8 protein-coding genes are annotated in these 11,889 nt (G+C 67.2%); 1 reads left to right on the forward strand and 7 read right to left on the reverse strand.

The genetic code is table 11. The features are described from left to right. Nucleotides 1-114: 114 nt before the first annotated feature. From BCD49_RS06905 to BCD49_RS06925, 5 genes are all read right to left on the reverse strand, one after another. Nucleotides 115-783: a glycoside hydrolase family 26 protein gene (locus BCD49_RS06905; protein WP_157845185.1), complete on the reverse strand. Its 669-nt coding sequence runs from the start codon at nucleotides 781-783 to the stop codon at nucleotides 115-117. A gap of 290 nt (nucleotides 784-1,073) precedes the next feature. Beyond that, a complete protein-coding gene (locus BCD49_RS06910) occupies nucleotides 1,074-2,624 on the reverse strand; it encodes a glycosyltransferase family 2 protein (protein ID WP_007511092.1) in 1,551 nt (516 codons plus the stop codon). 53 nt (nucleotides 2,625-2,677) lie between these two features. Continuing rightward, on the reverse strand, nucleotides 2,678-4,777 hold the full coding sequence (locus BCD49_RS06915) for an acyltransferase family protein (protein WP_007511094.1): 2,100 nt from the start codon (nucleotides 4,775-4,777) through the stop codon (nucleotides 2,678-2,680). Between the two features lie 846 nt (nucleotides 4,778-5,623). Then, entirely contained in the window at nucleotides 5,624-6,259 is a 636-nt protein-coding gene (locus BCD49_RS06920; protein ID WP_007511096.1) for a chorismate--pyruvate lyase family protein, read from the reverse strand. Between the two features lie 10 nt (nucleotides 6,260-6,269). Continuing rightward, a complete protein-coding gene (locus BCD49_RS06925; protein ID WP_131803391.1) occupies nucleotides 6,270-7,751 on the reverse strand; it encodes a phenylacetate--CoA ligase family protein in 1,482 nt (493 codons plus the stop codon). 460 nt (nucleotides 7,752-8,211) lie between these two features. Between BCD49_RS06925 and BCD49_RS06930 the strand changes: the two genes are divergently transcribed. Then, nucleotides 8,212-9,414 (forward strand): glycosyltransferase, encoded by a 1,203-nt coding sequence (locus BCD49_RS06930; RefSeq protein WP_083401311.1) that lies wholly within the window; start codon nucleotides 8,212-8,214, stop codon nucleotides 9,412-9,414. Here BCD49_RS06930 and BCD49_RS06935 read toward each other — a convergent pair. Beyond that, the gene (locus BCD49_RS06935; protein WP_198535947.1) at nucleotides 9,368-10,459 is read right to left on the reverse strand and encodes a glycosyltransferase; all 1,092 of its coding nucleotides are present in this window, start codon (nucleotides 10,457-10,459) and stop codon (nucleotides 9,368-9,370) included. The genes BCD49_RS06930 and BCD49_RS06935 overlap by 47 nt on opposite strands. A 19-nt stretch (nucleotides 10,460-10,478) precedes the next feature. After that, entirely contained in the window at nucleotides 10,479-11,768 is a 1,290-nt protein-coding gene (locus tag BCD49_RS06940) for an O-antigen polymerase (RefSeq protein WP_131803392.1), read from the reverse strand. Nucleotides 11,769-11,889 lie beyond the last annotated feature (121 nt).

Raw genomic sequence — 11,889 nt, forward strand, 5'->3', positions numbered from 1 at the left:
GACGGTCCTTACCGTACCAATCGCTTCCTCGCGTTCACGCGCGTCACTCGACCAGGCTCAGGCTAGCCATCTCCCAAGAAACGTCACGCAAACGCGAGCATCGGTTGAGGCGCCCTATACGCCCTTAGCCCGGCCAAGGATCTCTCGCACGGCCGCCAGCGTCTCCCGTGTCGAGTCGAACCGCCAGTCTGCGCGGCCCGCCGGCCTCGCATCATAGTCAAAATAGCAGATGGTGCGCATCCGAGGGAACGACCGGGTCTCGGCCATGTCAGCGATCCACTGGGCCTTGGTGCCGCGCTGCCACTGCAATGGCTCGTGGCAGCCCGTCTCGCCGATCCAGAACTGTTTGTCCGACAGCGAAGTAATCCTGCGGTAAGGGTCGGCAACGATCTCGTTGAAAGATTTCCACTCCTGCGGCTCGTTGAAGACGTCACAACCGACGATGTCAACCCAGTCCTCTCCAGGCCAGTAACGCTCCATCGCCACGCCACCTACGTCTCGCCCGGTCGGACACCAGAACCATCGAATGTTGGACGGACCGGGCATACGCCGCTCGCGGGCGACGATGTAGCGCCAGGCGGTGACGTATTGCTCAGGCGCCGACCTGCCACGCGGGTAGGCCGCGCACCAGGGGTACCAGTCGCCGTTGGGCTCGTGACCCCATCGACAGACGACCGGTCCGTCGAACGAGCGCATTCCGGTCAGCATCGCGTCAATGTGTCGATCGTGTCTGCCCGCCGGTATGTCCGCCAGAGCGAGGACCCCGGTCGCGATCTTCGGCATCCAGCAGACGACGAGCTCGCGGCCGGCCGCCGGGACGCGATCGGCGGGATACCGCGCCCACGAGGTGTCGAACGTGTAGTAAAGGCCGCCGACGACCGGAGCCCGGTATCCCAGCAGGTTCTCCCTGGACCGCAAGTTACTCGGAGGGTGGACGATACCGATCCTGACTGGGACTCCGCCCCACCCAGCTGTGCATCCCAGGGCGGCGAGCCCCGCGACGACAACGCTGCTGCCCAATACCGTCGTCGCAGCTCTGAGCACTTTTCGGCGGGTTTCGGTAACTGGTTCCGTCAGGCGGTCAACGTGGTGTTCTCGACCTTCTGCCGCCGAACACGTCGCTCCTGCCACGCCACCGACGCTATCGGTACCCAGACGAACGAGGCAAGCGACGCCATGAACAGAACGGGTGCGACCGAGACAGGATCGTGCCGGGTCATCCAGAAATGCACGGCACCGACGAACATGACGACGTTGGTCGTGCCGGTCCAGAGGATCAGAGCCACGGTGACCTTAGACGTCATGGTGGTCCGCTTCGTCTCACCGGTCGGCACCCACTCGGAGGTGCGGTTCCGTAGAGTGTCGAGGATTGCGGCTGCGTGGGAGTACGACGATATCGTGTAGACACGGATCGTAGCCGGCGTCCAGCCCGTCCGGTGCACTACCCGGATCAGCGGGTACATGAAGAACGTAGGCATCAGCCAGAAGAAATTGGACAGGTGCACCCGGTCTGGCAGAAACCACACCATGATGATCGTGGGCAGTGGAAGGGTGATGATCCCGACTGCCGTCGAGATGTAGTAGCCGAATCCGGTGAAGAAGCACATGCGCTGCCGATAGCTGAGCGGTGAGTCGTGGAAGGCCTGGTCTCGCAGCAAACTCATCGAGCCAGCGCACCAGCGATACTGCTGGGAGATGAAGCTCGCAAGCCGGTCGGGGCAGACACCCTTCGCGAGGATCACCGGCACGTAGATCGTCCGGTAGCCCACCTTGAGCAGGTTGACCCCAGTGTGCACGTCTTCGCTGTGGCCTATCTGGGCAAACCCGCCGGACTTCACTAGCGCGCTGCGCCGGTAAATCGCGCAGGTGCCGACGCAGATCGGTGCGCCAAGTCGGTCACGTGAGACCTGGGCCCAGCGGTAGAACGACTCCTGGACCGTGCCCGCGCAGCGCTGCAGCCACGGCATTGATCGGTGGGTGTCGAAAAACTGCGGCGACTGGACGATCCCGACATCCTCATACGCGTCGAAGTAGGGCGCGAGCTCCAGGATGAAGTCCGGCCGGGGACAGAAGTCCGCGTCGAAGATCACGATCAGATCGCCGTCGGAGTGCTCGAAGCCGAACTTCAGGTTTCCGGCCTTCTTCAGGCGTCCGCGGTCCGGCCTGCTGAGATACCGGAACCCGTAGTCCTCGGCGAGCTGGCGCACCTCGGCCCGGGCGCCGTCATCCAGCACATACACGGCAACCGCCCCCGGGTAATGGAGCCGCGCGACGTGTTCATACGTGTTCTGGATGACCCGGAGATCCTCGCCGACACATGGAAGGAAGATGTCTACCGACGGGTATCGCGTTGGGTTCCAGAGCTCGGTGATGGCCTCATGGTCGACGCGGGAGATCCTGCGTTTCGCGGTCGTACAGATGTGCGTGAGGACCATGTAGGCCGTGAAGATGCTGAACGGTATCCAGAACCACCAGGTCATGACCGTGGTGTTGGCGAACAGAAAGAGCGACGTTGCAGCTGAGAGTGTCGCGAGGCTGCGTAGCCAAATGTACCAGCGGTGCTGCCGACCGAAGTAGACGTACTTCTCGGCGTCAGTGGGCGCACGCGGCAGGTCRTCGGCCACCGGCCGTCCGGTTCTGTGCCGCCCGGCCGAACTGGGAACCGTGACATTTATGGTCACTGGGGGACCCCTAGGAATATCGGTTCGAGCATGGGTGCGAGCCATGTGGCATAGGTATCGGTGATGTGGCCCTGGTCGCGGTATACGGCCATGTTGTCGACCGCCGATGGACAGAGCTGTGGAGTACAGAAGAAGGGCAGCGAATCGATGAAACCGATACCAGCCCGCCGCATCGCGTCGGCGATGACGAAGTACCGGTCCGGAAAATGCCCGAACGCATCGGCGCGCGGGACCAGGCACCGCTGCGCCTCGTTCAGGTTCCGCTGGAGACAGGTGACCGGATCGGTGAGGAAGGTCGGCGTGTCGCCGATGTAAGCGATCGAGGCGGTCGATCCGGCCAACTCGACCAGGGCCGCGACTGACCTGCGCGCCCATTCCTCATCGGTGATGTTGTCCCAAGGCGCGATGTTGGATTGACTCGCGATGACGAGATCGGGCTGTAGGCGGGCCACCTCGGCCGCCGCCCACCGTCGAAACACGTCGCATTCACGGTACTCGCGCTTCAGGTCGTTCTGGAAGAACTGAACATTCGCGATCGGACAGGCACCCTTGGTAATCTCGACCAGCTTCCACCCCGTCCGCTTCGCCTCCTGGTCCAGCGCGGTCATCCACTGATGGGCGTGCGAGTCGCCGAGAACGACCGCAACCTTATCCGCGGAGGCATCACCCGCGATACACGGTCTGATCTCGGTCTGATTTAGATCCGCGAACCCGCAGGTGCGCCAGCCGGGCGGCGCGTCCTGGGGCGCCTCGGCGAGCGGCGGCGTCAGGTTCCGCGGTAGTTTTTCAATGGGAATGCTTCGCACCAGCGCCGCCTGGACCGCCGTGACGTCCGGAGCATTGAGGGCAAGCGCGGTGCGCGCGACGCCCGAGGTCGTGAGYGATGGCAACGTGAAGGTTCCAACGACTGAGCAAAGGGCGACGAAGGTCGAGAGCAGCGCACCGGCCCATATCCAGCCGAACGCCGTCCGACGAGCCCGCCGTGCGGCATCCTCAAGGAAATAGGTCAGGACCGCGAACCAGAACGCCAGGCAGACAATCTCGACCTGCTCCCAGACGCTGAGCGGATGACCCACCCACGCCGGTAGCAGGATCAGCATCGGCCAGTGCCAGAGATACCAGGCATAGGAGACCTTGCCGGCATACTGCATAGACGGCCGCTCCAGGAGAAAGGTCTCCGGAGTCCGGTCGTGCCGCAGCATCCCCGCCCCGATCAGCATCGCCGCGCCCGCAACCGGCACGACGGCCGCTACACCCGGGTAGACCGTGTGTTCGTCGTAAAGGACCGCCGCAGCGAGGACGGCACCGAGACCGACCCAGCCGAGGATCTGGCAGATGCCGGACGATAGGCGAGCCCACTGATCGGCCGTCAGCGCGACTAGTGCCCCAAAACCGAGTTCCCATGCTCTCGTCTGCAGCGAGAAGTATGCGAGTGGGGCCTGGCCGGCAGAGATCGCGACAGAATAGGCCAGCGTCGCGACCGTGATGGCAGCGATGGCTGAGATGACCAGCCGGTACCGCAGGCGGTGTCGGCCGAGCAGACAGCAGAGCAGGATCAGCACTGGCCAGACGGCATAGAACTGCTCCTCGACGGCGAGCGACCAGAAATGCTGAATGGCGGACGGTGGCTCGGAGGCGTTCTGGTACCGCACTCCCTCGTGCGCGAAGTGGTAGTTGACACCGTAAAACGCTGCGTACCGGACGTCTGTCATCAGGGATTTCATCTGCTGGTACGGCAGAACATAGTGTGCGACGACGACGGAGGCGGCGACGACCACCGCCGCAGGCGGCAAGAGGCGACGGAAACGAGCAGCGTAAAACCGGACCAGGCTGACTCGTCCGTTAGCCGCCGCCTCCGCGACGAGCTGCCTGGTGATTAGGAATCCGGAAATTACAAAGAACACGTCGACGCCGATGTAGCCGCCCGCTAGGAATGGCACTCCGGCGTGATAGAGGGCGACCGTCACGATGGCGATCGTGCGCAGCCCCTGGATGTCCGGCCGAAAACGTCTCGGTACCGGAAAGCCGGTCGACACCGCCCGGCTATCGCCGGGCTCGCCGGCACGCTGAGTAGGCAGGACGATGGTGTTTGACATGGTCGGGACTTCCGCAGGAGGGCGTCGGCGAACAGTACGGAGCAGCCCACCCGCCGGCGTCCGGAGGCTCCGGAACGGCGAGTCACGGCTAAGGCTCCGCAGGCCTGCCGACGCAGGGCGGACGGGGCTCAGAGTGGATTCGGCTGGGACCACCGGAGCGTTAGGACCCACACAGCATTCGAAGCCCTCGGGCCACAATAGGAGCAAAGCGCATGATAAATCCCCGTGAGCGACAGCGATTCGTTTAAACGAACGGGGCCGCCAATGGCCCATGCCCGGAGAGTACAACGCACCGGACAAGTGAACCGGGATCCCGCTGTAACGGTCTGGTGACACGTCCGCCACACATGCATACAAAAAAGCGCTAATCCACCGTCGGCGCCGATCGCCTGTATGATTCTGTTGAGCACGAGGAAAAGGAGAGATCGGCGGTACAAACACCCGACGAACCTGAGATGGTCGGTGGCGAGAGGCTGGAGGTGACGATCGCGTCGGCGCCACTCACCTGGCCGGGCCGCGTGGCCTACGGGCATGACATGCGCGGCGGCGGCGGCGACGTCCCCGAAGAACCCGGACTGACGGAATCCGTCGCCGGTGTCAGCGCCGAAGGAGCACGGCGAGGTCTTGGAGATCCTCGGCCGCACCAGGCTCTGTCGTCAGGACTCGGTCGCGAAGAGGAGGTCGGTTCTCAACGGTTCGACGAGTTGACGCCGCGATTGGTGCTCGTCTCGCTCCGGCGTCGATGCCCGGGCCGCCGCGCGATCGCCTCTCGCTCGTGCAGAGAAGCTGACCCCTGGTCACCGCCATGGGCGGCCTGGGCCCGCGGTGCCCGCCCGCTGACCCTGGTCAGGCGGTGTCGAACAGCCGCGGGGCGAACCATTCGGTGATCAGGGTGAGGGGTTCGCCCGTCACCATGCTGCGCATCAGGTAGGTACGGGCCGGAACCCGGGTGTCCGCCTGGACGGCCGGGCCGAGGTGGGCGGCGAAGTCGCCGGCCGGAAAGTGGCCCCACCGGCGGATCTCGCGTTTGACCTGGATGCCGGCGCGGACGAGCAGCTTGCCGATGGGCGCTCCGGTGGTCGCCAGCCGGTGGGCGACGTCCGGCGGCAGCCGGTCGAGCACCGCGAACAGGCTCGCGGTCGCGTAGATGACCCCGTCGTCGCCGCAGAGCAGCACCTCGCGGATGAGCAGGTCGTCGCCCGGTACTCCGCCCAGGTCTCGGTAGCCGACGGTCGAATAGGCGGCGAGTGTGTCCGCGCCCGGGCCGGTGTAGCCGTCGAAGATGTCGTACGCCCGCTCCGCCTGTGCGGGCAGTGCCAGCCGCCAGTGGCGGCGGACCCGAACCGTGATCTCGTGGCCGGTCAGGATTTCCAGTGACGTGGTCGTCAGCCCGTCGCCGCGAAGGACGAGCTGTTCGACCCGGCCGAGCCTGGGAGCCGCGCCCACCGGCGGTCGTGTTCCCGTCCCCGCTCTCATGTTCATCTGACCACGCTCAGGCAGCCGTCTCGGCCCGCAGGTCCCGAACCCGGCGCGCCTTCGTCTGCGTCCGGGGAAGCACCCCGTACTCGAGGATCTCCACGCTGGCCCGCAGCTCGGCCCGCGACCGAATCTCCCGGACCAGGGCCTCCCGTAGCGCGCCGTGGTCACCGGCCGGGAACCCCGCGGTCGCCTCGACCCGCACCATCAGCTCGTCCAGCCCGCGGGGCGCCGTCAGCACGATCTCGTACTCGACGCCGGCGTCCGGAACCCGGCGCACGGCGTCCTCGATCATCGAGGGGAACAGCGTCACGCCGCGCACGTTCAGCATGTCGTCCGCCCGGCCGAGAAATCCGCCCCGCGCGCGGGGAGTGTTCCGCCCGCATGGGCAGGGCTCCGCGCCTAGCCGCGTGTAGTCGCCGACGACGAAACGCAGCTGCGGGGACGCCTCGGACAGGAGGTTGGTCACCACCGAGACGCCGCGCTCGCCGGCGGGGACCGGTGCCATCGTGTCCGGGTCCACCACCTCCCAGAGGTGGGTGTCGCCCGGCAGGTGCAGGCTCACCTCCCCGGGCGCCGCGGAGACCTCGGCACAGCTGTGCGCACCGGCCGAGGGTGCGGCCTCGGTGCAGCCATAGAACTCGTGCAGCGTCGCCTGCCAGGTGCTCTCCAGCCTGGCCCGCAGGGCCGGCACGGCCATGCTCGGCTCACCGGCGCAGAACAGATGACGCACCGAGGTCTCAGCCGGGTCGAGCCCCATCTCCTTCATGACATCGGCCAGGTACAGGGCGTAGGACGGCGTGCAGGCGAGGATCGTCGGCCGGTACATGTCCAGGAAGCGGACCCGTGCCGTGGTGGCCAGACCGCCGGCGGTGACGATGGGAATCCCCATCAGGTTCAGTCCGTAGTGCACGCCCCACAGCCATACGTGCGGGCCATAGCCGAAGGCGAGCATGGCGCTGTCGCGGMCACGCCGGAAGCCCATCGCATACATCGCCCGGGCCGTGCTCCAGGCCCACGTCTCGCGGTCGAACCCGGTGTAGCGGAACGCGCGCGGCGCGCCGGTCGTGCCCGAGCTGGCGAAGATCTGCCATCCCTTGCTCAGCCAGGTCGGCTCGTCCACGGCCGTGTACGTACCCCACGGAGGGTGTTCGGCCAGGTCAGCCGCCATATCCTGCTTGGTCACGGGTGGGATCGCCGTCAGATCCTCGAGGCCTCGAATGTCGCCGGGCTCGAGGCCGATCGCGTCGAACCGGCGTCGGTAGAAGGGCACCGCCGCGTGAAGATAGCGCACCAGGGCGCGTAGCTTGACGGCCTGGATCTCCGTGATCTCGGCAGCGGACGCCGTTTCCAGCCGCCGGCTCCAGATACGGTCGTCATCCGGCGCCGACAGTGCCGACCTATAACGGTCGACGGTGCTGAGCCAGGACGCGCGGGCGACACCGGCGGAATCGCGATCGCGCTGTGCCGGCACGCCGTCTACGGAGTGGGTGGTCAACTACCCCCCTTGATGCTGACCCTCACCAGTGTTGACGCATGACGTTTTCGACGCAGGGCAAAAAAGCGGCAGTGCGCCAGTGCGGCCAATCTCACAGGCCCGCGCATGGCAATACGCCGCTCGCACGTCGGAAGCGTGCCTCGCGCCCCCCTTTGTCGAGTATCCCGGCTGGCTCGCGCGCTCGTCGCGGGACGACTCGCGAGAATCATGCGGTAGTGAGTCGCGCTGGTCAAGGCCGTCCCCGAGGTAATTCGGATCCGACACCGGTATCGGTATCGGTAGATGACGGCAACCGGCTTGCGGCCGTATGGTCATCGAAGTGGATGAGAGACACGGCACGGACACGCTTCGATGTCACGAGCGTTACGACACGATAAATCATTTCGACCATTCGGCGAACCGGCGGTAAAGAACCAGCAAACCTGTTGGGAGCAGCTGGTCGGTCGCTATCATTCGAGACATGGTCGACGGGGGACGTCCGCTGAAGGTTCTGCATGTTAGCCAACCGGTTTCCGGAGGCGTGGCTCGTTGGGTGGAAATCCTGGCGGCGGATCAACGGGCCCGGGGATGGGATGTATGGGTCGCCTGCCCGAGGGACGGATGGCTGCCAGAACGCCTGCGCGAGGTCGGCCAACAGACCCGCGCCTGGGACGCGGTGCGTTCACCCGCCAGCCGGGGAACCCTCGGGGAGGTGGGGCGGCTTCGCTCCATTGTCCGGGACCTGCGGCCGGACGTAGTTCACCTGCACAGCAGCAAGGCTGGGATGATCGGCCGGATGGTGATCCACGGCGGCATTCCGACCATTTGCCAACCGCATTCCTGGTCGTTCCACGCGACCACGGGCCGGATGCGCGGGATGGTGCTCCGCTGGGAACGGCTGGCCGCCAGGTGGGCGGATGTCCTGCTCTGCGTCAGCGAGACCGAGCGTCAGGAGGGCGCGGACGCGGGTGTGCTGACCTCGCGCGTGAGGGTCATCCACAACGGCGTGGACGTGACCGGGTGGCCCTACCAGGATCGGACCGGGAGGGCCAAGGCCCGGACCTCGCTCGGCCTGGACCAGTCCGTGCCGCTGGCGGTGACGGTGGGTCGGCTGTGCGAGCAGAAGGGCCAGGATCTGGTCGTCCGAGCCTGGCCATCGGTGTCCTCTCGGGTTCCCGGCGCATCCCTCGCGCTGGTCGGCGACGGCCCGGCGCGGGCCGAGCTCGAGGTCGCGACGGCCGATCAGGCTGGAATCCAGCTCGTCGGCGAATCGGACCAGATCGCCACCTGGTTGGCGGCCGCGGACGTCGTGGTCCTGCCATCCCGGTGGGAGGGTCTGGCGTTGGCGTTGCTGGAGGCGGCCGCGACCGGCCGCAGCATCGTCGCCACCGACGTCGGCGGGGTACGTGAGGTGCTCGGCGCCGGCGCCGCTGGCGCCGTTGTTTCCGGCTCGGGCGAGACCGTCGTCTCGCACCTCGCCGCCGCGATCGCGGTTCGGCTCGCGGATCGGGACCTGGCGGATGAGGAGGGTGTCGCCGCTCGGCGACGCATCGAGGACGGCTTCACGCTCGGCGCCGCGTTGGACGCGACCGCGCGGCTGACTCTCGGGCTCGTCCCGGTGCCGTCGGGAACGGCGGCTACCAGCCGGTCAGCGCCGCGGCCTCGCCGCGCATCCGCTCGTTGAAGCGATGCACGGAGAACTGTTCCGCCTGTGCGCGTATGTCGTCCGGGCGGAAGCTTTCCCGCTCGAAACGCCGAACGGCGGCGATGAGATCAGCGATGGGGTCGCCGGTCGGCGGGTAGAGAACGCCCGTCCGGCCGTCCATCACCGAGTCGGGAGCCCCGCCCACGCCCAGCGCGATGACCGGCGCGGCGCAGGCCGCGGCCTCGACCGGCACCATGCCGAAATCTTCCTCGCCGGGAAAGAGCAGCGCCCGGCATCGCCGGAACAGGTCGCGCAGGGTGTCGCGGTCGACTCGGCCGAGGAAACTGACGTTCGGCCCGGCGAGCCGTTCGAGCTCCGGGCGCATCCTGCCCTCACCGGCGACGACCAGCCGGAATCCGTGCCGGTTCGCCGCGGCCACCGCCACCTCCGGGCTCTTGTACGGTACGAGCCGGCCGGCAAGCAGATAGAAGTCCTCCCGTTCGGCGACATTGGCGGGGGTGAAGAACTCGGTGTCCACCGGTGGGTGGACCACGGTGGACTCCCGCCCCCACCAGCGGGCGATCCGATCCCGCACCGCCACGCTGTTCGCCAGGATCACGTTCGGTCGAGCGGCGGCCGTCCGGTCGCCGCGGCGGTGGGCCGCGGAGAATGCGGCCAGCGCGGACCGCCGGGCGCGGCCACGCAGCTCATCAGATCGGCTCGCCGGCTCCCAGATCCAGCGAGCCGGCGTGTGGACATAGGACAGCACCGGAATCTCCGGCGCCACCCGGATCCGGTTGGCGAACGAATGATGGCTGACTACGACGAGGTCGGGCGCCCCCACTGGCAGCCGGCTCATGGCGGCCGGCAACAACGGCAGAAGGTGCGTCGGTCGGCCGCCCCGGTAGAGGTGCTGCAGGTAGCTACCGCGGATCTTCCCGGCGTCGAGCCTGCCGGGTACCGCCTTCTCGTCCACGAGCGGCGCGAAGACCTCGCTCTCCGGCCATATCGCGTGCAACGCCGCGACCACCGCTTCGGACCCGCCGGGCTCGGTGAAACGCTCGTGAACAATCGCGACCTTCAACGGCGTCTCCAAAATGGACCTATCGAACATTGTGGACCGGCCGCACGCCGAGAACCTCTCGGATGCCGCCAGCCGCCGGCCGCCCGTTCCCAGCCGGGACGACCCGCCCGACCCGCTGTCGCAGCAGCCATCCGACCACTCCCAGCGCGACGAGCGCTGGCGCCGTCCGCCCCTCGGTCCAGTAGATGTACCGCGGCAGCTCGAGAACTCCMGTGACGAGTACCGGGTAGAGCAGGACTCCGCTCGGCCGCCCGTGGACGAAACCCCGGTATGCCGCCCCCAGGCAGAGCCCCGCCAGGAAGAAGAAAACCAGGCCTCCGACCTCCCCGTAGTCGACGAAGGGCGCGGCGACTCCACCTGGGTTGTTGAACTCGGGGTTGGCGTACGCGGCCAGCACAGGATCCGCCAGCCCCGAACCCATGGGTGCCCGGCCGGACAGGGCGACATATCGACCGTCCATGCCCGGGGCGGTCCAGAACGCCTCGATCGTGGCGAAGGGCAGCCGTCCGGGGTACCGGTCGTGGTCGAGCGCGAGCTGGCCGTTGTTGTACGCGGTCGCGTAGTACCCGGCGAAACGCTCGGCCGCGAAGACGGGGAAGGAACCACCCTCGCTCTGCCGGTAGAAGTTCCAGCTCCGGGAGTACTCGAACGCTCCGAACACCGCCACCATCGCCGGCAGCAGAACGATCGGCAGCAGGGCCACCGCCACCCGGGTACGCCGCCGTCCACCGACGAACAGCCGCATCGCCACGATCGTCGCCAACGGCACCGCGAGCTCCAGGATGGCGAGCCGCTCGGCGAAGAGGTAGGCGCGGGCGAGGCCAAGGGCCAGGACCACCCCCAGCTGCCATCGCAACACCCGGTCACGCCCGCGGCCGCGGCGGCAGACGACCGCGGYGACCACGACGAAGGCGATGCCCACCTGKGTGAGAGTCGTTATCCCGGCGACGGACGAGAAGCGCTGTTTCAGGTCTCCGCCGAACGTGCTCTGGTGAATGACCGCGTCCACGATCATCGTCGGCGTGACACCGCCCCTGACCCCGGACAGCGCAAATGCCGCATAACCCACCATGGTGAGCCAGAACAGCACCCGGGCGGCGCCGCGAATGAACGGCTCGCTGCCCGGCCCGAACCCTGGCCAGCCGGCGTCACGACGCACGGACGGCCGGGCGAGCTGGGGAATGGTCGCGCCGATCAGCATGACGGTCACGCCGGCGGCGTAGAGCAGGAGCGTCGAGTTCGTGACCAGCTTCGGCGTGCGCCAGCCGAGCCGGAAGCCGACGTCGGTCAGGTTCCAGGTGAGCAGCAACGTCCACGGAACGATCAGCAGGGTCGCGCCGACCGGCGAGATCCACCAGACACTCGGCGACGGCCGTGGCCGGCTGTCGTCGGACCACAGCGCCCGGAGCAGCCGGGCCGGCGGTGTTCGC

Origin of the sequence: Pseudofrankia sp. EUN1h, from assembly GCF_001854645.1 — a bacterium.
In the GTDB taxonomy this organism is placed as follows: Bacteria; Actinomycetota; Actinomycetes; order Frankiales; family Frankiaceae; genus Pseudofrankia; species Pseudofrankia saprophytica.